This window comes from Pseudomonas syringae, from assembly GCF_021605415.1.
Lineage (GTDB): Bacteria > Pseudomonadota > Gammaproteobacteria > Pseudomonadales > Pseudomonadaceae > Aquipseudomonas > Aquipseudomonas syringae_S.
In genome coordinates this window covers 171,369-193,457 of record NZ_WKEQ01000003.1, presented here as the reverse complement: position 1 = coordinate 193,457, position 22,089 = coordinate 171,369, and the positions used below count along the sequence as shown (strand labels likewise).

The following is a 22,089-nucleotide window of genomic DNA, read 5'->3' as shown; positions in this document are numbered from 1 at the left end:
TTGAAGTAGGGCGGGCTCTTCGGATGCCGCCCTTTTTTGTGCAAGAGCATTATGCAAAGCAGCAGTGACCTATTTCCTGTCGCCCTGATCAGCGCCGAGCGGCGCGGCGATCTGAGCGAAGATGTTTATCGATTGAAACCGGGCAACAGCCCGGATTGGTCCGTGGAGCTGGCCGTCACCCGTCTCGGCATGGCGGATGAAGCGCAGGCCCGTGGCGTGCCGGTCATTCTGTTGCACGGCAGCTTTTCCAACCGTCGCTTCTGGTATTCGCCGAAAGGCCTGGGGCTCGGCGCTCATTTGGCGCGTCTGGGCTTTGACGTGTGGATCCCCGAGATGCGCGGCCATGGCTTGTCCCAGCGCAACGAGAACTACCGCAACAACCGCGTCGCCGACTATGCCCGTTACGATTTGCCGGCGATTGGCGCGTTTGTCCGTGAGCAGAGTGGGCAGATTCCCCACTGGATCGGCCATTCGCTGGGCGGCATCACATTGGCGGCGGCGCTGGGCGGTGAATACCTCGGTGAGCCGGCGGTGGCGTCGGCGGCGTTTTTCGGCACCCAGGTCAGCCGCACGTACTGGCCGTTGAAAATTCCGCCGGTTGAATGGAGCGGACGTTTTATTCTCAAGCGATTCGCGCAATTGTCCGGCTCACGCCTCAAGCGCGGCCCGGAAGATGAGCCGATTGGTCTGGCGCTGGAGAGCATGCGCTGGTTCGGGCTGTTCGGGCGCTTTGGCGAGAAAGACAACGATTGGTGGGCAGGTCTGGCCAACGTGCAATTGCCAGTGCTAATGGTCAGTGCGGCAGGGGATCATCAGGATCCGGAGTGGGCCTGTCGCAAGCTGTTCGAGCACATTGGATCGGAGTACAAACAGTTCATCAATCTGGGCTGCGAACAGGGCTTCAACGAGAATTTCGGTCATGTCGAAATGTTGGTGAGCAAGGCTGCGCAGGTTGAAGTCTGGCCATTGGTGGCGCGCTGGCTTGGCGACCAACAGACGCCGTTATTGGGCGAGAAGTCTGATCTTGCGGCGGCGGGGTGAAGGGATCTGGCTCTGAAAAGGGCATTTCGTTCGTATCGGCTTGCGGCTAAGATATGACGCGCTGCGTGGTTCTGGTCACATTTGGTTGCTGGGACGGTATCGCGTTCAAGACGCTTGATGCCATGGGCTAAGGTAAACAGCGACCGCCGGAACTCGTTTCACTCGAATGCGACATTCTTGATCGTCTTCCTTTTAACAGGAGTTTTTCGATGAACCATTACCTCACGCCTGACCTGTGCGACGCCTATCCGGAGCTGGTGCAGGTGCTTGAACCGATGTTCAGCAATTTCGGTGGCCGTGATTCCTTCGGCGGCGAGATCGTGACCATCAAATGCTTCGAAGACAACTCGCTGGTCAAAGAGCAAGCCGAACTCAAGGGTAACGGCAAAGTCCTGGTGGTCGATGGCGGCGGATCCCTGCGTCGCGCGCTGCTGGGTGACATGATTGCCGAGAAAGCCGCGAAAAACGGTTGGGAAGGGCTGGTAATCTACGGCTGCATCCGTGACGTCGACGTCATTGCCCAGACCGACCTTGGCGTTCAGGCCCTGGCCAGCCATCCGATGAAAACCGACAAACGCGGCATTGGTGACCTCAACGTCGCGGTGACGTTTGCTGGCGTAACGTTTCATCCGGGCCACTTCATTTATGCGGACAACAACGGCGTGATCGTCTCGCCAAGCCCGCTGAAAATGCCTGAATAAGCCACCAATCAAAGGGATGCGGATGTTCGAGGAAGAAAACGCGCAATGGGGGCTGGTGCATGCCCTGGTGCTGGACGGAAGGGGCGGTGCGCGTTCGATAGCCCGGACTGAACTCGACGATTTGCAATTAAAGGCTCATGAAAGCCTGTGGCTGCATTGGGATCGCAGTCATCCGCAGACCCAGACGTGGCTGCGCAAATCCAGTGGGCTCAATGAGTTCACCTGCGATTTGCTTCTGGAGGAAAACACCCGTCCCCGTTTGTTACCGCTGCCGGAAGGCGAGTTGCTGCTGTTTTTGCGCGGGGTCAATCTCAATCCCGGTGCCGAGCCGGAAGACATGGTTTCGGTGCGGATCTTCGCCTCGGCTCAACGGGTCATCTCCCTGCGTTTGCGGCCGCTGCGCGCGACCGATGAACTGTTGGTGCAACTGGGCGAAGGCAAGGGGCCGAAAACCGCGTCGGAACTCATCCTCTACCTGGCGCAGAACCTCACCAATAAAGTGCAGGATCTGGTCACCTGCCTCTCGGAAGTGGTCGATGAAGAGGAAGAAAAACTGGATGCCGACGAACGGTATACTCCGGAGCACGGCGCCATTTTGCACATCCGTCGCAGGGCCGCCGGACTGAAGCGTTTTCTGGCTCCGCAGCGGGATATTTTCGGCCAACTGACCCGGTTCAAATTGCCATGGTTTGTCGACGACGATGCTGACTACTGGAACGAATTGAACAACAGCCTGACCCGCTATCTGGAAGAACTCGAATTGACCCGAGAGCGCGTGGGGCTTGTGCTGGAGGCTGAAGACCGGCGTTTGAGCGTGCGCATGAACCGCACCATGTACCGCTTCGGAATCATCACCGGAATCTTTCTTCCGATGAGTTTTCTGACCGGTCTGCTGGGCATCAACGTCGGCGGCATTCCCTTCTCGGCGAGCCCTTATGGCTTCCTCGTGGCGTGCCTGCTGATGGTTTCGGTGGCGCTCGGTCAATGGTGGTTGTTCCGCCGTTTGCGGTGGGTCTGAACATGCTTCATGTGACCCGGCCAAAACTGACCGCGTCTTTCACAGACATCACGAGAGGTGCGTATGCACGATCCGTTTGAACAGTCTTTGCGCGACATGCTCAACGCGTCGCCGTCCAGCCGCGACGACGATGCCTGCCTGGGTCGCGTGCTCAAAACCGCCAACCGTCAGGTCGGCGCCGGCGATTTGTTCAGCCTGCTGGGCCGCTGGTTGCCCGCGCTGATGATCGCCCTGAACAACGGATCGGCCCATGTCTCGCCGGTCTCCCGTCACCGTAAACCTACCGCTCGCACTGCTGATAAGGCTGATTGAATATGGAACTTGATCTCTGGACTCAGAGCCTCGTCACTGCAATGACTGCGTTGTGGACTAAAGTCGCCAATTTCATACCGAACCTGTTCGGCGCCCTTGTGGTGCTATTGCTGGGATTCGTTGTGGCCAAGTTGCTCGACACACTGCTGTCCAAGCTGCTGGCCAAATTGGGCCTTGATCGCCTGATGGGTGGCACCGGCCTGACCAAGCTGATGTCCCGTGCAGGGCTGCAGGTTCCGATTTCTACGTTGATCGGGAAGATCGTTTATTGGTTCGTTCTGCTAATATTTTTAGTTTCTGCGGCAGAATCCCTTGGACTTGAGCGAGTTTCAGCTACGCTTGACATGTTAGCGTTGTATTTGCCGAAAGTGTTTGGCGCCGCGCTGGTGTTGCTGGTAGGTGTTTTGCTCGCGCAATTGGCCAATGGGCTGGTGCGCGGGGCGGCAGAGGGCGTAGGCCTGGACTACGCTTCCGGACTGGGACGGATTGCACAGGGGCTGGTGATTATCATCAGTATCTCGGTGGCCATCAGTCAGCTGGAGGTCAAGACTGACCTGCTGAACCATGTGATTGTCATTGTTTTGATTACCGTTGGTCTGGCAGTTGCGCTGGCCATGGGTTTGGGAAGCCGGGAAATTGCCGGTCAGATTCTTGCGGGAATCTATGTGCGTGAGTTGTATCAGGTTGGGCAACAAGTGCGTGTTGGCGAGGTCGAAGGCCAGATCGAAGAGATCGGCACGGTTAAAACCACATTGCTGACCGATGAGGGTGAGCTAGTCTCTCTTTCCAATCGGATCCTGCTGGAACAGCATGTGAGTAGCCGCTAACCCGGCAAACCCTGCTAATGTATGCCGCCGCAAAATGCCGCTTCGAGCTGGCTGCGGTGGACATTGACCTGACTGTCGGCACGACTTGTTTTGAATAAAGCCCAAACGCTATCCACGCGCTACGACCCCCGCGAGCTCTCTGATGAGGAGTTGGTCGCGCGCTCGCATACCGAGCTTTTTCACGTGACGCGCGCCTACGAAGAACTGATGCGGCGTTACCAGCGAACATTATTTAACGTCTGTGCGAGATATCTTGGGAACGATCGCGATGCAGACGATGTCTGTCAGGAAGTCATGTTAAAGGTGCTGTATGGCCTGAAGAACTTCGAGGGCAAATCGAAGTTCAAGACGTGGCTATACAGCATCACTTACAACGAATGCATCACGCAGTATCGAAAGGAACGGCGAAAGCGTCGCTTGATGGACGCATTGAGTCTTGACCCCCTTGAGGAAGCGTCCGAAGAAAAGGCGCCAAAACCCGAGGAAACGGGCGGACTTGATCGCTGGCTGGTGTATGTGAACCCGATCGATCGGGAAATCCTGGTGCTTCGATTTGTCGCAGAGCTGGAGTTTCAGGAGATCGCAGACATCATGCACATGGGTTTGAGTGCGACAAAAATGCGTTACAAACGTGCTCTAGATAAATTACGTGAGAAATTTGCAGGTATTGCTGAAACTTAGTTCAGCGCAAATATCTCTTACGTGTAGGCAAGTTCTGATAGACTTGCCGCCGAGTTGTCCCCCGGTTTGCGGGACTGCTTCACAATCACCAGATGGGGATTTAACGGATGAAACTGAAAAACACCTTGGGCTTGGCCATTGGTTCTCTGATTGCCGCCACTTCGTTCGGCGCTCTGGCACAAGGCCAAGGCGCAGTTGAAATCGAAGGCTTCGCAAAGAAAGAACAATTCGACAGCGCTCGTAACTTCAAGAACAACGGCAACCTGTTCGGCGGTTCGATCGGTTACTTCCTGACCGACGACGTTGAACTGCGTCTGGGCTACGACGAAGTGCACAACGTACGTGCCGACGACGGCAAGAACGTGAAGGGCGCCAACACCGCTCTGGACGCTCTGTACCACTTCAACAACCCGGGCGACATGCTGCGTCCGTACGTTTCGGCCGGTTTCTCTGACCAGAGCATCGACCAGAACGGTTCGAACGGTCGTAACCGTTCCACCTTCGCCAACGTTGGCGGCGGTGCCAAGCTGTACTTCACCGACAACTTCTACGCTCGTGCCGGCGTTGAAGCTCAGTACAACATCGACCAGGGTGACACCGAGTGGGCTCCTAGCGTCGGTATCGGTGTGAACTTCGGTGGCGGCTCCAAGCCAGCCGCTGCTCCAGTTCCAGCACCTGCTGAAGTCTGCTCCGACAGCGACAACGACGGCGTGTGCGACAACGTTGACAAGTGCCCGGACACCCCAGCCAACGTAACTGTTGACGCTGATGGCTGCCCAGCAGTTGCTGAAGTTGTTCGTGTTGAGCTGGACGTTAAATTTGACTTCGACAAATCTGTTGTTAAAACCAACAGCTACGGCGACATCAAAAACCTGGCTGACTTCATGAAGCAGTACCCATCCACCACCACTACTGTTGAAGGTCACACTGACTCCGTCGGTCCTGACGCTTACAACCAGAAACTGTCCGAGCGTCGTGCAAACGCCGTTAAGCAAGTTCTGACCAACCAGTACGGTGTTGAATCGTCCCGCGTTCAGTCTGTTGGCTACGGCGAATCCCGCCCAGTTGCCGACAACGGCACTGACGCTGGCCGCGCTGTAAACCGTCGCGTAGAAGCGCAGGTTGAAGCTCAAGCTAAGTAATTAGCTGCCGCTCTGAGAAAAGCCCGGCTTAGGCCGGGCTTTTCTTTGTCTGCGATTTGACGTCTGTCGCGTTCGATCAATCAAACAACGTTCGCGATGCCCGTGTAGGCGCTGCCGCAGGCTCGGGCCATGTCCGGACGTTCCTTTTGATCTTCAACAATGCCCGCCACCACCCCGATCACCAGAATCGCCGGGCTCTTCAACTCAAACCCGAGCGCATCCGTCTCCATCCTCGTCAAATCACTGCGACACTCACGCTGATACGGCAACGAAGCGTTTTCGATCATCGCCACCGGCGTATCCGACGCCATGCCGCCGGCCAGCAACTGCTCGCGAATTTCCCCAAGCTTGGCCACGCCCATGTACACCACCAGCGTTGTTCCGCCTTGCGCCAACGCCTGCCAGTTCAATTGGCTGTCGTCCTGAGTATGGGCGGTGACCAGCGTCACACCGCGTGCCACGCCGCGCAGCGTCAGCGGAATATCGCATTGCGTGGCCCCGGCCAGCCCGGCAGTGATGCCATTGACCATTTCCACTTCGATTCCGCGCTCACGCAACCACTGCGCTTCTTCACCGCCGCGGCCGAAAATGCACGGATCACCGCCCTTGAGCCGTACCACGCATTTACCGTGACGGGCATAACGCAGCATCAGCCGATGAATAAAGGCCTGCGGCGTCGAGCGGCAACCGCCGCGTTTACCCACCGGAATAATGCGGGCGCCAGGGCAGTGTTCAAGCACCGCGTCGTTGACCAGATCATCGATCAGCACCACATCCGCTTCACGCAGGGCGCGAACCGCTTTGAGGGTCAGCAACTCTGGATCGCCCGGGCCTGCGCCCACCAGCCAGACTTTTGCGCTCATGGTGTTTTCCTCATCAGATGACAGCGACCGGCTGCGCAGTGGCAGCCAGCAAACGCTTGATTTCCGGGACACAGGAGCCGCACTGAGTGCCGCATCCCAATTGTTCTTTCAGGCCTTGCAAATCCAGGCCTTGGCGAATGCCGGCACAGACCGCGTTCTGGCTGACGTTCTTGCAGGTGCACAGGGTTTTGCTCGATGTCATCTCAACGCCAGCGTTACCCGGGGGCGCACTCATGGGCGCCAGGAACCAGCGGCGCAGCGCCTCGTCGGCGCGTCCTTCGAGCCACAGGCCTTGCAGCCAGTGTTGCGCGAGGGTTTCGCCGGCGAGGCGGATCGCAGTGATCCGCCCCTGTTCGATACGCACCCGTTTGCCGATGGCACGACGCGGATCGTCATAGGCCAGCACCGGCCCATCGATCAGCGCCAGGCATTGGTCGATTTGCAGGAGCAATTGCGGGGTCGGCGCCTCGGTACTGGCAGCGCGTATCAGCAACGCTGGACGCTCGCGACCGACAAGGCTAAGGCTGACGTAGGAAAACGCCTCGCAGAGGGGTCGTAACGCCTCGAAATGCCGTTGAACATCGCCCTCGATCAGTGCGAATAGCTGCCACGGCAATTTCACCGCCTCCAGACGCACGCCGCTGTGTTTGAGCTCCGGTTGTTTCGACAAAGGATCGAACGCGGCCAAGGTCAGACTGTTCACGCCGCCCTTGAGAAAGCGATCCCCCCAATGCATCGGCAGAAACGCCTGGCCGGGCCGCACACTGTCATCGCTGGCGACAGCAACAATTACCGCGCCGCGACGGCTTTTCAGGTTGACCAGATCTCCAGGCTGCAATTTGTGCCGGCGCAGCTCCTCCGGATGCAGGCTCAACGCCGCTTCACTGACGTGCCCGAATAACTGCGCGGCAGTGCCGGTGCGGCTCATGCCGTGCCATTGATCGCGCAGACGACCGGTGATCAGCGTCAGCGGAAAACGTGCGTCACGTTGTTCCTTGGCGGCGCGATACGGTTCGGTGATGAATTGTGCGCGGCCGTTGGCGGTGGGAAAAATCCCATCGCCATACAGGCGGGACGTGCCTTGCGTTGCGCCGGCCGGGAAGGGCCATTGCTGTGGCCCGAGCTGGTCGATAAGGGCGTGGCTGATGCCGCTCAAGTCCAGATCACGCCCGGCGGTCAGGTGCTTGTATTCGTCGAACAGCTGCGAAGGCCGATCGAAAGCGAAAAGACTTGGCGCGTGCGGGCGCAGACGTTTCTCCAGCCGCTGTGCGAAATCTACGGTAATCGCCCAGTCCGGGCGCGCTTCGCCGGGTGCGACGACGGCTTTACGGACGTGGGAAATTCGCCGTTCGGAATTGGTGACCGAGCCTTCCTTCTCACTCCAACTGGCGGCGGGCAGTAGCAAGTCGGCGAAAGCGGCGGTTTCGGTGGTGCGAAAGGCTTCCTGCAACACCACGAACGGACAGGCTTCCAGCGCCGCGCGCACGGCCGTCTGATCCGGCATCGATTGCGCCGGATTGGTACAGGCGATCCACAGCGCCTTGATCTTGCCGCTGTTGACCGCCTCGAACAGCTCGATGGCGCTGAGCCCGGTGGTTTCAGGCAGATGATCCACGCCCCAATAGGCGGCAACCTGCGCGCGGTGTTCCGCGTTGGCAACTTCACGATGACCGGGCAACAGATTCGAAAGACTGCCGGTTTCCCGCCCACCCATGGCATTTGGCTGACCGGTCAAAGAGAAAGGCCCTGCACCGGCGCGGCCTATCTGGCCGGTGGCGAGATGCAGATTGATCAACGCGCTGTTCTTGGCACTGCCGGCGGTGGACTGGTTCAGGCCCATGCACCACAACGAGAGAAAACTCGGCGAGGTGCCGACCCATTCCGCGCATTGCTGCAATTGCTCGATGCTGATCCCACACAGCTGCGACACCATGTGCGGGGTGTAGTCGCGCACCAGGCTTTTCAGCGCGGCGAGTCCTTCGGTGTGTGCGTCGATGAACGCGCGATCCACCCATTCTTCCCACAGCAACAGATGCAAGATCCCATGGAACAAGGCGACGTCGGTGCCGGGCAGAATGGCCAGGTGCATATCCGCCAAGTCGCAAGTATCAGTGCGCCGTGGATCAATGACGATGACTTTCATCGCTGGACGGCGGGACTTTGCCTCTTCCAGCCGACGAAACAGTACCGGATGGGCGTAGGCCATGTTACTGCCGACGATCATCACGCAATCGCTGAGCTCCAGATCCTCATAGTTGCAGGGCGGGGCATCGGCACCGAGGCTGCGCTTGTAACCGACCACGGCCGAGGACATGCACAGCCGCGAATTGCTGTCGATGTTGTTGGTGCCGACCAGTGCCCGCGCCACTTTGTTGAACGCGTAGTAATCCTCGGTCAGCAACTGCCCGGAGATATAGAACGCGACGCTGTCCGGGCCATGTTCGGCGATGGTATCGGCGAAGACATTGGCGGCATGCTCAAGTGCGGTGTCCCAATCGGTGCGGTCGCGCGCCAACCCCTTACCCAGACGCAGTTCCGGGTACAACGCCCGCGCCGCCAGATCGCCCGTCAGGTGCAGGGTCGAGCCTTTACTGCACAGTTTGCCGAAGTTGGCCGGGTGCGCCGGATCGCCACTGACGCCGAGAATGCGCTTGCCGTCGTGCTCGATCAAAACGCCGCAACCGACCCCGCAATAACAGCAGGTCGAGGCCGTCGTCTGGCGGTCCATCACACGGCATCCCGCAGGGCCAACTGCACCCGGCCGTTTTCGATCCGAGTGAGGTGGTGATGCGCACAACCGATGTCCGGCGCCAGGGCTTCGCCCGATTGCAGGTCGATTTGCCAGTTGTGCAGCGGGCAAGCCACGCGTTTGCCATAGATCAAACCTTGGGACAGCGGTCCGCCCTTGTGCGGGCAGCGGTCATCAAGGGCGAAAACTTCGTCGTCGCTGGTGCGAAAAATCGCGATGTCACCCTTCGGCCCGGCAATGATCCGGGAACCGAGGGCATTGATTTCTTCCAGCGCACAGATATCGAGCCAGTTCATGCCGGCACCTCCAATTGCTTGACGGGAATCACGTCGAATTCTTTCTTCAGTTGCGGCTCTGCCAGGCGTTGTTTCCACGGATCCTGTTCGAACGTCAGGGAGAATTGCAGGCGTTCGTTCAGCGTCTTGCGCCGTTCAGGGTCTTCCAGCACGGCTTTCTTGATGTGCTCCATGCCGACCCGTTGCATGTAGTGAACGGTGCGTTCGAGGTAGAAGGCTTCTTCGCGGTAAAGCTGCAGGAAGGCACCGTTGTATTCGCGCACTTCTTCGGCGGTTTTCAGCTTGACGAAAAACTCGGCGACTTCGGTTTTGATCCCGCCGTTACCGCCGATGTACATCTCCCAGCCGGAATCGACGCCGATGATTCCCACGTCCTTGATGCCCGCTTCCGAGCAGTTGCGCGGGCAACCGGAGACAGCCAGTTTCACCTTGTGCGGCGACCACATGTTGAACAGATCGTGTTCTAGCTCGATGCCCAGTTGCGTCGAATTCTGCGTGCCGAAGCGGCAGAACTCGCTGCCGACGCAGGTTTTCACGGTGCGGATCGACTTGCCGTAAGCGTGCCCGGACGGCATGTCGAGATCCTTCCAGACCCCCGGCAAATCCTGTTTTTTGATGCCCAGCAAGTCGATCCGCTGACCGCCGGTGACCTTGACCATTGGCACGTTGTATTTGTCGGCCACGTCGGCAATCCGGCGCAGTTCGGAAGGATTGGTCACACCGCCCCACATCCGCGGGACGACAGAATAGGTGCCGTCCTTCTGGATGTTGGCGTGGGCGCGTTCGTTGATCAGGCGCGATTGCGGATCGTCCACCGCCTCGCCGGGCCAGGTGGAAATCAGGTAATAGTTGAGCGCTGGACGGCAGGTCGCGCAGCCGTTTGGCGTACGCCAGTTCAGGTAGCTCATGGTGCCGGCGATGGTCAGCAGGTGCTCGTCGCGGATGGCTTGGCGGATTTGCCCGTGATTGAGGTCGCTGCAACCGCAGATGGCTTTTTCGCTTTTCGGTTTGACGTCTGCCGCACCGCCCACAGTGTTGATCAGAATCTGCTCGACCAGCCCTGCGCAGGAGCCGCAGGAGCTGGCGGCTTTGGTGTGCTTTTTCACCTCGTCGACGCTGAACAACCCGTGTTCCTGAATCGCCTTGACGATGGTGCCCTTGCACACGCCGTTGCAGCCGCAGACTTCGGCGTTGTCGGCCATGCTCATGGCTTTGTCCTGGCCCTGATGTCCTACGTCGCCGAGGGCGTTTTCGCCGAACATCAAGTGATCGCGGATCTCGCCGATGGCGTGATTCTCACGAATCTGCCGGAAATACCAACCGCCATCTGCCGTATCGCCGTACAGACAGGCGCCGACCAACACGTCATCCTTAATCACCAGTTTCTTGTAAACGCCGCCGATCGGGTCGGAGAGGGTGATGGTCTCGGTGCCTTCGCCGCCCATGAAATCGCCGGCGGAAAACAGGTCGATGCCGGTGACTTTCAGCTTGGTCGAGGTGACCGAGCCTTTATAGGTAGCAAAGCCCAGTTGAGCGAGGTGGTTGGCACACACCTTGGCCTGTTCGAACAGTGGCGCAACCAGGCCATAAGCGATGCCGCGATGGCTGGCGCATTCGCCGATGGCGTAGATGCGCGGATCGTAGGTTTGCATCGTGTCGTTGACCAGCACGCCACGGCTGCAAGGGATGCCGGATTTTTCCGCAAGTTCGGTATTGGGACGGATGCCGGCGGCCATCACCACCAGATCGGCAGGGATGATGTCGCCGTTCTTGAACTGCACCGAGCCGACCCGGCCATTGCCAGCGTCGTGCAAGGCCTGGGTCTGTTCGCACAAACGGAAGTGCAGGCCACGGGATTCGAGGGCCGTTTGCAGGAGTTGGCCGCTGGTCTTGTCCAGTTGCCGTTCCAGCAACCACTCGCCGAGGTGCACCACGGTCACATGCATGCCGCGCAGCATCAGACCGTTGGCGGCTTCGAGGCCGAGCAGGCCGCCGCCGATAACCACCGCGTGTTTGTGGGTCTTGGCGGTGTCGATCATCGCTTGGGTGTCGGCAATGTCGCGGTAGCCGATTACGCCCTGCAAGGTGTTGCCGGGGATCGGCAGGATGAACGGCGTCGAACCGGTGGCGATCAGCAGGCGATCGTATTCGGCCTCGGTGCCGTCCTCGGCGATCACCCGGCGCTTGATCCGGTCGATCTCGACGACTTTGCGGTTGAGCAACAACTTGATGTTGTTTTCCAGGTACCAGTCCAGATCGTTAAGGACGATTTCTTCAAAGGTCTGCTCGCCGGCCAGCACCGGCGATAGCAGGATGCGGTTGTAGTTGGTGTGCGGTTCGGCACCGAAGACCGTGATGTCGTACAGCTCGTTGCTCAGCTTGAGCAATTCTTCCAGGGTACGAACCCCGGCCATGCCATTGCCGATCATCACCAGTTTGAGTTTTTTCATCAGGTTCTCCGGGGAGCGTGCGGCTGGCCTCTTGTGGGCAGTCAGGCCTTGCTCGACAAATTTTGCGCAAACAAAAAAAGGCGTCCCGCTAGTTGCCTAGCGAGGACGCCTTTGTCCTGGTCCCGTTCTCTCGGGAAGCGCAGCCTTCGTCGTTGAAGGTTGGGCTTTATGTCTGTTGGAGGTAATGCAGTGGTTGTGCCAAGTTTTCGAAATGGGCGGTTTCGCTGCATTGGAGCAGCATCACAGGGCCTGCCCGCCTATTTCTTTGCACCGAATCGAAGCGCGATGCTCATTCTTGGCGCAATGCTTGTGAAGGGAATAATGCAATCTCACCCATGAAACACCACAAACAGCAGCACCAGGTTCGCAATCAACGAAACCAGCGCCAACGTCCGCCAGACCTTCAACGGCTCACGCTCCAGCAACGGACGCGGCCGCACGCTCAAGCTCCGTCGCTCACCCCGTTCCAGCACCAGCAACCACTCCTCAGCCGTTTCGAAACGTTGCTGCGGATCCGCCATCACCCCACGCTCCAGGCATTGCGCCAACCATTCCGGCACGTCCGGCCGATAGCGAGTCGCACTCGCTGGCGTTCCGAAGCGTGGCCGCTGAAAGGCTTCGATCTCGCCGTAGGGATAGTGCCCGGTGAGCAGGAAAAACAGCGTGACGCCCACGGCGTACAAGTCCTGTCGGGCACTCGGCGGATCCCCGTGAAAAGCTTCCGGAGCAATGTAACTCGGCGTTCCGGGCAACGTTGACGGCGCGTCCTCCGACAGACCTGGGCAGTAAGCCAGGCCAAAATCCAGCAGGCGCAATTCACCGTCATCACCCAGCAACAGATTTTCCGGTTTGATGTCGCGGTGGAAAATCTGCCGTCGATGCAACAGGCCCACGGCACGTAACAAGCGCTCGGCCACATCGAGCCACAGCGCCAGCGGTAACGAGCCGTCCTCCTGATGCCGTTGCGCGAGGGTCGCGCCCGAATATTCACGCATCACGTAGTACAAATGCTGACGCTGACTGAGCGCATGGACTTCAGGAAAGTGCCGTCCGGCGACGCGCTTGAGAAACCATTCTTCCGACAACAGCGCCTGCGCGGCCTGAGGATCTTCAGCCAGACGCACGGGCAAGGTTTTCAACAGCCACGGCTGACCCTGGCCATCGAGCACACGATACAGCAGCGATTGCTGGCTCTGCCTGACGATGCTGTGAACCTGCCAGCCTTCGAACATCCGGCCCGGCTTCAGCACCGGTGGCAGCGGCCATTGCTGCAACTGGATCAAGGCATCGCCGATGCTGGCTTCACCCACGGCGTCGACCCGTACCAGTAAGGCGCTGGCATTGTCCTGGCTGCCGGCCAGATGCGCAGCAGCGACCAACGTATGCGCAGCGCTGTGCAGATCCGGCTGATCGCGCAGGATGCCTGCAATCGCAGTGTCATTGAGCGTCGACCAAATGCCATCGCTGAGCAGCACGAAACATTCGTCGTCGTGCAGTTCACCGTCTAGAAAATCCAGCACCAGATGTTGATCCAGCCCCAGCGCACGCTTGAGCACATGCTGCATGCCCGGTTGTTCCCAGACGTGATCCTCAGTCATGCGCTGCAAGGTGTCGGCGTGCCAGCGATAGACGCGGCAATCGCCGACATGCGCCAGGGTAAAACGCCGACCGCGCATGACCAAAGCACTGACCGTGGTGAGCAACGGTTGTCCACCGCCATTGGCCTGTAACCAGCGGTTTTGTGCGAGCAACAGGCGATCCAGCGATTGCGCGACGCTCCAGGTTTGCGGCGTGGCGTAATAATCCAGCGCCAGGGCCTGTAAGGTCGAACGGGCCGCGAGGCCGCCGTCGGCGCATTGGCTGACGCCGTCGGCGATGGCGAACAGATAACCTTTGCTGGCCGCCAGCGCCGCATTCGGCGTAACCAGGCGCAAAGCATCCTGGTTTTCCGCGCGCGGGCCGGTGGCGCTGGCCTCGGCAAAGCTGAGTTTTAAGGACATTCAGACCCGCGCCGCCGTGACAGCCGCCGAACCCCAAGTGGTTCTCCAGCGACGCTTGACGCCGTGCAGACCAAACCACGCCAGCACGCCCAGGCTGGCGAACAACCACAGCGCCAGTTGATAGCTACCGGTGCTCTGCTTGATCGCACCCATGCCCGCTGCCAGCAAGAAACCGCCGATACCGCCAGCCATGCCGATCAGGCCGGTCATTACGCCGATTTCCAGGCGAAAGCGCTGCGGCACCAGTTGGAACACCGCGCCGTTACCGGCACCCAGACCGAGCATGGTGCAGACGAAAAGTGCCAGCGCCGCATAGGAACTCGGCAAGTTGAATCCGACCGCCGCAATGCAGATCGCCGCTACCGTGTACATCGCCAACAACGTGCGGATGCCGCCGAAACGATCCGCCAGTGCGCCGCCCAACGGACGCATCAGGCTGCCGCCAAACACGCACGCGGCGGTGTAGTAACCGGCAGTGACCGGGCTCAAACCGTATTGATCGTTGAAGTAGCCGGGCAGGGCGCTGGCCAGGCCGATGAAGCCGCCGAACGTCACGCTGTAGAAAAACATGAACCACCAGCTATCGCGATCGCCCAGCGCCTTGAAGTAATCCTTCATGGCCTTGGCTTTCGGCCGTTGCGGCGCGTTTTTCGCCAGCCAGGCAAAGAGTACCAGCGTCAGGATCAGCGGGATCAGGGCGAAACCAAACACGTTGCTCCAGCCAAACGAAGCGGCCAGCACCGGCGCGATCAGCGCGGCGAACACGGTACCGGAGTTGCCCGCACCGGCAATGCCCATGGCCTTGCCCTGATGCTGCGGCGGATACCACTGCGAAGCCAGCGGCAACGCCACGGCAAACGAAGCGCCGGCCATGCCGAGGAACAGGCCTAGAATCAACGCCTGTTCGTAGTTGTGAATACCGAGTTTCCAGGCGCCGAACAGCGCACAGATAACAATCACCTGGCCGATCAGCCCGGCAGTTTTTGGCGACAGGCGATCGGCGAGCATGCCCATTACGAAGCGCAGGATCGCGCCGGCCAGGATCGGGGTCGCCACGACGAGGCCGCGCTGCTGGGTTGTCAGGTGCAAATCCGCCGCGATCTGCACCGCGAGAGGGCCGAGCAGATACCAGACCATGAAGCTCAGGTCGAAATAAAGGAAGGCCGCGAACAGGGTCGGGGTATGGCCGGATTTCCAGAAGCTTGAATTCATCGCGCACCTCAGCTGTGAAGAGTCTCGAAAGGGGTCATGTGCCACAAATGGGAGACAGCAAGTGGGGCGCCGCCACGGCCGCACCACCGGCCCCGGGCTGTGGGGCCAAAACGCAAAAACGCCGCTACCCGAATCGCCGTTGGGGCGAAAAGAGTGAGCGACGTCTTTGTCGTAGGTGGGGCAACCGCCGTTGGTTACCTGTGAGGAATGCTTAGCGAGATTTGTGCCAACAACTTGATACCCAGGTGCGGCCATTCGCGAGCAGGCTCGCGAAGAGGTTCTGGCGGGCGCCGCATAACGTCAGCCAAGCAATTCACTCATGGCGATGATCTGCTCCGCCACCTGAATCAGCTTCTGTTGGCGGCTCATCGCTTGGCGCCTCATCAGCGTATAGGCCTCTTCTTCATTGCAATCCTTCATCTTCATCAGCAGCCCCTTGGCCAGCTCGATGCGCTTGCGCTCGGCCAATTGCTGGTCGCGAGCATGCAATTGCGCGCGCAAAGCCTGATCACTCTCGAAGCGCGCCATCGCCACGTCGAGAATCGGCTGTAAGCGTTGGGCGTGAATGCCTTCGACGATGTAAGCGCTCACCCCGGACTTGATTGCCTGGCGCATGACGCCGGGGTCATGTTCGTCGGTAAACATCACAATCGGTCGAGGCTGGTCGCGGCTGACCAGCACCACTTGCTCCATCACATCGCGGCCCGGTGACTCGGTATCGATCAAAATCACGTCCGGGCGCACCGTTTCGACGCGCGCCGGCAGGTCGATGGTCAGGCCCGACTCATCAATGACTTCGAAACCGGCTTCGATCAGGGCGGCTTTGAGGCGGCCGACTTTTTTCGCCGTGTCGTTGATCAGCAGAATTCGCAGCATGTTCGCGGTCTCCTGTCAGCGCTGGGCGAGAAGGGGCGAGCTGTCGCTCAGGGCGTTGAGTTTGAAGCTGCGGGCGTAACCCGCCGGATCGCTGCCATCCCAGACCTTGCCGTCGATCAACTGGCTGCTGCGTAGGTCGACGGCGTCGACCGCCACCCCCACGGCTGCCGCCGCGTCGCGATACAGCGTCAATTGCTGCACCTGGCGGGCGACGGCGAGGTAATCCGGATCTTCGCGCAACAGACCCCAGCGACGGAACTGGGTCATGAACCACATGCCGTCGGAGAGGTACGGCAGATTGACCTCGCCGTCACCGTGAAAGCGCAGCGCGTGAGGATCCTGCCAACGATTGCCGAGGCCGTCGGCGTACTCGCCAACAAAGCGCGGCTCGATGCATGACACCGGCGCATCGAGGTATTGCGGGGCGCTGAGCAACTGTGCGGTGCTGCGACGGTTTTCCGGGCTCTCTTCGATGAAGCGGCTGGCTTCGAGAATCGCCATGACCAGTGCGCGCGCGGTGTTCGGGTACTGCTCGACGAATGCGCGGGTGCAACCGAGGACTTTTTCCGGGTGATCGGGCCAGATGGTTTGCGTGGTCGCCAGGGTGAAGCCGAGATCCTGCTGCACCGCGCTGGCCGCCCACGGCTCACCGACGCAGAAACCATCAATGCGCCCGGCCTGCAAGTGCGCGACCATTTGCGGCGGCGGCACCACCACGCTGTCGACATCCTGTAATGGATGAATGCCCTGCGCCGCCAGCCAGTAATAAAGCCACATCGCATGGGTGCCGGTGGGAAAGGTCTGGGCGAACGTCAGTTTTGCGCGGCTTTGGTGCACGTGACGATCCAGCGCTTCAGGACTGGTCACGCCAAGGTTTTGCAAGCCGTGGGACAGATTGAGGCTTTGGCCGTTCTGGTTCAGGCCCATCAACACGGCCATGTCGGTGGAGGCGACGCCGCCGATGCCCAGATGCACGGCGTAGATCAGGCCGTACAGGCTGTGGGCAGCGTCGAGTTCGCCATTGACCAGATTGTCGCGCAGATTCGCCCAGGAGCTCTGGCGCTTGAGGTTCAGGGTCAGGCCGTAGGGTTGAGCGAAGCCTTGGGTGGCGGCGACTACGACCGAGGCGCAATCGCTCAGGGCCATGAAACCGAGATTGATCGCACGCTTTTCCGGCGCGTCGCTGCCATTGACCCAGGCCAGCGGCCCGGCGGAGGGTTCGTTCATTGCGTACACCTGCAAAAGCGTTCTTCAAAAAAAACGTCGCCCCGGATTTTGCCAATGCAAAACCGGAAGACGACGCCATTGTCCGTGCCCGCACGCCGCCGTTGGCCTGTGGGCTGATGACGAGAACGGTGCAAGGCATATGCCAGTCGCGCCGATTTGCCTCTGCGCCTCGCGCGGCGGGACGATGCCCGGCTATAATCGCCGCCTCTTTTCGCCGCCCGAGTCATCGCCGCCCATGTACACCCTGGCCCGTCAGCTGTTGTTCAAACTTTCCCCGGAAACCTCCCACGACCTGTCGCTGGATCTGATCGGCGCGGGCGGGCGTTTGGGCCTCAACGGCTTACTGTGCAAAGCGCCGGCGAACCTGCCGGTGACGGTCATGGGGCTGGAGTTTCCGAACCCGGTGGGGTTGGCGGCAGGCCTGGACAAGAATGGCGCGGCCATCGACGGTTTCGGACAACTGGGTTTCGGTTTTGTCGAAATCGGCACCGTCACCCCGCGCCCGCAGCCGGGCAATCCGAAGCCACGGATCTTCCGCCTGCCGGAAGCCGAAGCGATCATCAACCGCATGGGCTTCAACAATCTGGGTGTGGATAACTTGCTGGCGCGGGTCGCAGCGGCCAAATACAAGGGCGTGCTGGGCATCAACATCGGCAAGAACTTCGACACGCCGGTCGAGCGCGCGGTGGACGATTACCTGATCTGCCTGGAAAAGGTTTACGCCCATGCCAGCTATGTGACGGTCAACGTCAGCTCGCCAAACACTCCGGGCCTGCGTAGCCTGCAATTTGGTGATTCGCTCAAGCAGTTGCTGGCAGACCTGGCTGCACGCCGTGCCGAACTGGCCTTGCGTCATGGCAAGCATGTGCCGCTGGCGATCAAGATCGCGCCGGACATGACCGACGAAGAAACCGCTCAGGTCGCCCAGGCATTGATCGACACCGGCATGGACGCGGTGATCGCCACCAACACCACGCTGAGTCGCGTGGGCGTTGAAGGCATGGAGTATGGCGACGAGGCGGGTGGATTGTCCGGCGCGCCGGTTCGCGAGAAGAGCACCCACACGGTGAAGGTATTGGCGGCGGAGCTGGCGGGGCGCTTGCCGATCATCGCGGCGGGCGGAATTACCGAAGGCAAGCATGCGGCGGAGAAAATCACCGCCGGCGCGAGCCTGGTGCAGATTTATTCCGGCTTCATCTACAAGGGCCCGGCGCTGATCCGCGAATCGGTGGACGCCATCGCCGCCCTGCGCTGAGCCCGGTGGCCACGACGTCTGTGACTCCTGTAGGCGCTGCCGAAGGCTGCGATCTTTTGATCTTGGCCTTGAAACAACGTTGAAATATCGGGCGATCATTTGGCCGCTGGGAACGCTGAGCGTCCCGGGCTGCATTTCCCACGCGGAGGGTGGGAACGATCAGTGGTCAAGAGAAAATCGGGCAATAAAAAGGGCTCCTCGAAGGAGCCCTTGGGCCGCAGCCCGCCGTCCGGGAAGGACGTGCGTGGTTAAGGTGTTACAAATTCAGATTGTCGTGTCGGAATAAATGCCCTGTGTCAGCCGACGGCGTGAAGTTCGTTGAGTCTGTGGATTCCCGCAGTGCCGGTCATACCGTCCCAGTTGTCGCCGCGTCCTTCTCGCCAGCCGTTGATCCAGGCTTGACGTACCGACGGTAGAGTAAATGGGCAAAGCTCACGGGATTTGCCACCAACGCCATATTGATATCCGCGCAAAAATGCTCTTTCCAACGGATCACGCTTAAGTCTTCTCATAGGGTGTTTCCCTCACTTGTTGACTGATTTGACGCGTTGACCTCAACCGAGGTCTGGCAGAAAAACTCTGCCGTTGGGTGGCCCGCTGCCGGCGTGGCGAGCCAAGGTGTTGACGCCGTTGGGACGTCAACCTGTGTTGAGTTCTAACCAATGAGTCACAGCGAGGGAATGATCGTTTTGTCATAAGGACGTAACGAAAAGCGTGCTATGGCGATAAGTAACAGTGTGTTTATTGAACGGTTATTAGCCAAACCCCGGTATGATCGGCCCCGCGCTGAATGATGGGGCTAATCCTCTGGTGAGAATGACCCAGGGTTGCGCTGGGGCACTATTCGACGAAGGGTCGCTTTGAGTCATTTTGTTGCATCAACTTTTTTATCTGTCCTGGCATCTAAGCTCTTTTAACCCGAGCAGCCGGGATGGAATGGCACACCTTCGTGCCGCGCGGGCGTTCTTGCAGAAAAGCGCCTGATTGAAAACCGGATCGGCAATGCGTTGCCGGTTCACTAGCCAAAGGCTCTGGAAATACCATGTCCGATCGTTTCGAACTCTTCCTCACTTGCCCAAAAGGCCTTGAAGGCCTGCTTATCGAGGAAGCCGTCGGGCTTGGCCTTGAAGAAGCTCGCGAGCACACGTCCGCCGTGCGCGGCATGGCGACCATGGAAACCGCGTATCGCCTGTGCCTCTGGTCGCGTCTGGCTAACCGCGTGTTGCTGGTGCTCAAGCGTTTTGCCATGAAAGACGCCGAAGACCTGTACCACGGCGTGCTCGACATTGAGTGGCAAGACCACATGCTCAGCGACGGCACCCTGGCCGTCGAGTTCAGCGGCCACGGCTCGGGCATCGACAACACCCACTTCGGCGCGTTGAAAGTCAAAGACGCCATCGTCGACAAGCTGCGCACTCCGCAGGGCGACCGCCCAAGCATCGATAAACTCAACCCGGATCTGCGCATTCACCTGCGTCTGGATCGCGGCGAGGCGATTCTGTCCCTCGATCTGTCCGGCCACAGCCTGCACCAGCGTGGTTACCGCTTGCAGCAAGGCGCGGCGCCGCTGAAGGAAAACCTCGCGGCAGCGATCCTGATCCGTTCCGGCTGGCCGCGCATTGCCGCTGAAGGCGGCGCGCTGGCTGACCCGATGTGCGGCGTCGGTACGTTCCTGGTCGAGGCCGGCATGATTGCCGCCGACATGGCTCCGAACCTGCGTCGCGAGCAGTGGGGCTTTACCGCGTGGCTCGGTCACGTGCCGGCCCTGTGGAAAAAACTCCACGAAGAAGCCGTCGAGCGCGCCGCTGCCGGTCTGGCCAAGCCGCCGCTGTGGATTCGCGGCTATGAAGCCGATCCGCGTCTGATTCAGCCGGGCCGCAATAACGTCGAGCGCGCCGGCCTGAGTGAGTGGATCAAGATCTACCAGGGCGAAGTGGCGACCTTTGAGCCGCGTCCGGATCAAAACCAGAAAGGCCTGGTCATCTGCAACCCGCCGTACGGCGAGCGTCTGGGTGACGAAGCCAGCCTGCTTTATCTCTATCAGAACCTCGGCGAGCGCCTGCGCCAGGCCTGCCTGAACTGGGAAGCGGCGGTGTTCACCGGCGCACCGGATCTGGGCAAGCGCATGGGTATCCGCAGCCACAAACAGTATTCGTTCTGGAACGGCGCGCTGCCGTGCAAGCTGCTGTTGATCAAAGTGCTGCCGGATCAGTTCGTCACCGGCGAGCGTCGCACCCCTGAGCAACGGCAGGCCGAGCGCGAGCAAGCGGCCTACGACGAAGCACCGAACGAGCCGCAAGAGCGCCAGTTCAACAAGAACGGCAACCCGATCAAGCCTGTGCCAGCCCCGGCGCCGGTGGTCGAGCAGCCGCGCTTGAGCGAAGGCGGGCAGATGTTTGCCAACCGCTTGCAAAAAAATCTCAAGGCAATGGGCAAGTGGGTCAAGCGCGAAGGCATCGATTGCTACCGTGTCTACGATGCCGACATGCCGGAATACGCAATGGCCATCGACCTGTATCACGACTGGGTGCATGTCCAGGAATACGCCGCGCCGAAATCCATCGACCCGGAGAAAGCCTCGGCACGGATGTTCGACGCCCTGGCGGCCATCCCGCAGGCACTGAACATCGACAAGAATCGCGTGGTGGTCAAACGTCGCGAACGTCAGAGCGGCACCAAGCAGTACGAGCGTCAGGCGGCACAGGGCAAGTTTGTCGAGGTCAATGAAGGTGGCGTGAAGCTGCTGGTCAACCTTACCGACTACCTCGACACCGGCCTGTTCCTCGATCACCGGCCGATGCGCATGCGCATTCAGAAAGAGGCCGCCGGCAAGCGTTTCCTCAATCTGTTCTGCTACACCGCAACCGCCAGCGTGCATGCGGCCAAGGGCGGCGCGCGCAGCACCACCAGCGTCGATCTGTCGAAAACCTATCTGGACTGGGCGCGACGCAACCTGTCCCTGAACGGTTTCTCAGACAAAAACCGTCTGGAGCAGGGCGACGTGATGGCGTGGCTGGAAAACAGCCGTGATGAATACGACCTGATCTTCATCGATCCGCCGACGTTCTCCAACTCCAAGCGCATGGAAGGTATCTTCGACGTCCAGCGTGACCAGGTGCAATTGATCGACCTGGCCATGGCGCGTCTGGCGCCGGGCGGCGTGCTGTACTTCTCCAACAACTTCCGCAAGTTCCAATTGGAGGACAACCTGTCCGAGCGCTACGCGGTCGAGGAAATCAGCGCGCAGACGCTGGATCCGGACTTTGCCCGCAACAACAAGATTCACCGGGCCTGGAAAATCACGGCGCGTTGACGCTTTGTTGAGTTAGATTCACAGAGCCTTGTTTTTAAAGGCTCTGTGATCTGTTCAGCGCTAGCCAAATTGATGGCTAATAGCTATAACTCATTCACGGCCCAGGGGCTTTCCCGTAAATCCGTC

At 59.8% G+C, this 22,089-nt stretch carries 18 protein-coding genes; 9 read left to right on the top strand and 9 right to left on the bottom strand.

Annotated elements, in window-relative coordinates; all coding sequences use genetic code 11:
- Positions 1-51: 51 nt before the first annotated feature.
- The 7 genes from GIW69_RS03455 (at position 52) to GIW69_RS03425 (ending at position 5,722) form a co-directional block, all read left to right on the top strand.
- Positions 52-1,041 carry an alpha/beta fold hydrolase gene (locus GIW69_RS03455; protein ID WP_236480728.1) on the top strand — a complete coding sequence of 330 codons (990 nt, stop codon included), beginning with the start codon at positions 52-54 and terminating at the stop codon, positions 1,039-1,041.
- A gap of 209 nt (positions 1,042-1,250) precedes the next feature.
- Positions 1,251-1,742, top strand: coding sequence for a ribonuclease E activity regulator RraA (gene rraA / locus GIW69_RS03450; RefSeq protein ID WP_236480727.1), 492 nt, complete (start codon positions 1,251-1,253; stop codon positions 1,740-1,742).
- 22 nt (positions 1,743-1,764) lie between these two features.
- Positions 1,765-2,760: a divalent cation transporter CmaX gene (gene cmaX, locus GIW69_RS03445; RefSeq protein WP_236480726.1), complete on the top strand. Its 996-nt coding sequence runs from the start codon at positions 1,765-1,767 to the stop codon at positions 2,758-2,760.
- Between the two features lie 63 nt (positions 2,761-2,823).
- Positions 2,824-3,072: a CrfX protein gene (locus GIW69_RS03440; protein ID WP_236480725.1), complete on the top strand. Its 249-nt coding sequence runs from the start codon at positions 2,824-2,826 to the stop codon at positions 3,070-3,072.
- Positions 3,073-3,074: 2 nt separating this feature from the next.
- Positions 3,075-3,899, top strand: coding sequence for a mechanosensitive ion channel family protein (locus tag GIW69_RS03435; protein WP_007916401.1), 825 nt, complete (start codon positions 3,075-3,077; stop codon positions 3,897-3,899).
- Between the two features lie 90 nt (positions 3,900-3,989).
- On the top strand, positions 3,990-4,580 hold the full coding sequence (gene sigX, locus GIW69_RS03430; RefSeq protein WP_236480724.1) for an RNA polymerase sigma factor SigX: 591 nt from the start codon (positions 3,990-3,992) through the stop codon (positions 4,578-4,580).
- Between the two features lie 107 nt (positions 4,581-4,687).
- Positions 4,688-5,722 carry an OmpA family protein gene (locus tag GIW69_RS03425; RefSeq protein ID WP_236480723.1) on the top strand — a complete coding sequence of 345 codons (1,035 nt, stop codon included), beginning with the start codon at positions 4,688-4,690 and terminating at the stop codon, positions 5,720-5,722.
- An 80-nt stretch (positions 5,723-5,802) separates the two neighbouring features.
- Here the strand turns inward: GIW69_RS03425 and cobA are convergent, their stop codons facing one another.
- From cobA to GIW69_RS03385, 8 genes are all read right to left on the bottom strand, one after another.
- A complete protein-coding gene (gene cobA, locus GIW69_RS03420; RefSeq protein WP_236480722.1) occupies positions 5,803-6,585 on the bottom strand; it encodes a uroporphyrinogen-III C-methyltransferase in 783 nt (260 codons plus the stop codon).
- A gap of 13 nt (positions 6,586-6,598) precedes the next feature.
- Positions 6,599-9,313, bottom strand: a complete 2,715-nt coding sequence (locus GIW69_RS03415; RefSeq protein ID WP_236480721.1) for a nitrate reductase — start codon at positions 9,311-9,313, stop codon at positions 6,599-6,601.
- Complete coding sequence (gene nirD, locus GIW69_RS03410; protein ID WP_236480720.1) at positions 9,313-9,630, bottom strand: nitrite reductase small subunit NirD; 318 nt, start codon at positions 9,628-9,630, stop codon at positions 9,313-9,315. The genes GIW69_RS03415 and nirD overlap by 1 nt, the downstream gene beginning before the upstream one ends.
- A complete protein-coding gene (nirB, locus tag GIW69_RS03405) occupies positions 9,627-12,080 on the bottom strand; it encodes a nitrite reductase large subunit NirB (protein WP_236480719.1) in 2,454 nt (817 codons plus the stop codon). Before nirB ends, nirD begins: the two co-directional genes overlap by 4 nt.
- Before the next feature lie 329 nt (positions 12,081-12,409).
- A complete protein-coding gene (locus GIW69_RS03400; RefSeq protein ID WP_236480718.1) occupies positions 12,410-14,080 on the bottom strand; it encodes a bifunctional protein-serine/threonine kinase/phosphatase in 1,671 nt (556 codons plus the stop codon).
- A complete protein-coding gene (locus tag GIW69_RS03395; protein ID WP_236480717.1) occupies positions 14,081-15,292 on the bottom strand; it encodes an MFS transporter in 1,212 nt (403 codons plus the stop codon).
- Positions 15,293-15,592: 300 nt separating this feature from the next.
- Positions 15,593-16,168 (bottom strand): ANTAR domain-containing protein, encoded by a 576-nt coding sequence (locus GIW69_RS03390; protein ID WP_236480716.1) that lies wholly within the window; start codon positions 16,166-16,168, stop codon positions 15,593-15,595.
- A gap of 15 nt (positions 16,169-16,183) precedes the next feature.
- A complete protein-coding gene (locus GIW69_RS03385) occupies positions 16,184-17,395 on the bottom strand; it encodes a CmpA/NrtA family ABC transporter substrate-binding protein (protein ID WP_236480715.1) in 1,212 nt (403 codons plus the stop codon).
- Between the two features lie 235 nt (positions 17,396-17,630).
- Here GIW69_RS03385 and GIW69_RS03380 point away from each other — a divergent pair, with 235 nt between their 5' ends.
- Entirely contained in the window at positions 17,631-18,650 is a 1,020-nt protein-coding gene (locus tag GIW69_RS03380) for a quinone-dependent dihydroorotate dehydrogenase (protein ID WP_236480714.1), read from the top strand.
- A gap of 296 nt (positions 18,651-18,946) precedes the next feature.
- Here GIW69_RS03380 and rmf read toward each other — a convergent pair whose 3' ends face one another.
- On the bottom strand, positions 18,947-19,162 hold the full coding sequence (gene rmf, locus GIW69_RS03375) for a ribosome modulation factor (protein ID WP_003223300.1): 216 nt from the start codon (positions 19,160-19,162) through the stop codon (positions 18,947-18,949).
- 530 nt (positions 19,163-19,692) lie between these two features.
- On the opposite strand from rmf, the gene rlmKL reads away from it, so the two are divergent.
- The gene (gene rlmKL / locus GIW69_RS03370) at positions 19,693-21,963 is read left to right on the top strand and encodes a bifunctional 23S rRNA (guanine(2069)-N(7))-methyltransferase RlmK/23S rRNA (guanine(2445)-N(2))-methyltransferase RlmL (RefSeq protein ID WP_236480713.1); all 2,271 of its coding nucleotides are present in this window, start codon (positions 19,693-19,695) and stop codon (positions 21,961-21,963) included.
- The last annotated feature ends 126 nt before the right edge of the window (positions 21,964-22,089 follow it).

Excerpts from the sequence above, each read along its gene's own strand:
- GIW69_RS03380 (WP_236480714.1), top strand. The coding sequence starts at position 17,631 with ATGTACACCCTGGCCCGTCAGCTGTTGTTCAAACTTTCCCCGGAAACC.
- GIW69_RS03390 (WP_236480716.1), bottom strand. The coding sequence starts at position 16,168 with ATGCTGCGAATTCTGCTGATCAACGACACGGCGAAAAAAGTCGGCCGC.
- GIW69_RS03385 (WP_236480715.1), bottom strand. The coding sequence starts at position 17,395 with ATGAACGAACCCTCCGCCGGGCCGCTGGCCTGGGTCAATGGCAGCGAC.
- GIW69_RS03455 (WP_236480728.1), top strand. The coding sequence starts at position 52 with ATGCAAAGCAGCAGTGACCTATTTCCTGTCGCCCTGATCAGCGCCGAG.
- GIW69_RS03425 (WP_236480723.1), top strand. The coding sequence starts at position 4,688 with ATGAAACTGAAAAACACCTTGGGCTTGGCCATTGGTTCTCTGATTGCC.
- GIW69_RS03435 (WP_007916401.1), top strand. The coding sequence starts at position 3,075 with ATGGAACTTGATCTCTGGACTCAGAGCCTCGTCACTGCAATGACTGCG.
- cobA (WP_236480722.1), bottom strand. The coding sequence starts at position 6,585 with ATGAGCGCAAAAGTCTGGCTGGTGGGCGCAGGCCCGGGCGATCCAGAG.
- nirD (WP_236480720.1), bottom strand. The coding sequence starts at position 9,630 with ATGAACTGGCTCGATATCTGTGCGCTGGAAGAAATCAATGCCCTCGGT.
- cmaX (WP_236480726.1), top strand. The coding sequence starts at position 1,765 with ATGTTCGAGGAAGAAAACGCGCAATGGGGGCTGGTGCATGCCCTGGTG.
- GIW69_RS03415 (WP_236480721.1), bottom strand. The coding sequence starts at position 9,313 with ATGGACCGCCAGACGACGGCCTCGACCTGCTGTTATTGCGGGGTCGGT.
- rmf (WP_003223300.1), bottom strand. The coding sequence starts at position 19,162 with ATGAGAAGACTTAAGCGTGATCCGTTGGAAAGAGCATTTTTGCGCGGA.
- rlmKL (WP_236480713.1), top strand. The coding sequence starts at position 19,693 with ATGTCCGATCGTTTCGAACTCTTCCTCACTTGCCCAAAAGGCCTTGAA.
- nirB (WP_236480719.1), bottom strand. The coding sequence starts at position 12,080 with ATGAAAAAACTCAAACTGGTGATGATCGGCAATGGCATGGCCGGGGTT.
- GIW69_RS03440 (WP_236480725.1), top strand. The coding sequence starts at position 2,824 with ATGCACGATCCGTTTGAACAGTCTTTGCGCGACATGCTCAACGCGTCG.
- GIW69_RS03400 (WP_236480718.1), bottom strand. The coding sequence starts at position 14,080 with ATGTCCTTAAAACTCAGCTTTGCCGAGGCCAGCGCCACCGGCCCGCGC.
- GIW69_RS03395 (WP_236480717.1), bottom strand. The coding sequence starts at position 15,292 with ATGAATTCAAGCTTCTGGAAATCCGGCCATACCCCGACCCTGTTCGCG.
- rraA (WP_236480727.1), top strand. The coding sequence starts at position 1,251 with ATGAACCATTACCTCACGCCTGACCTGTGCGACGCCTATCCGGAGCTG.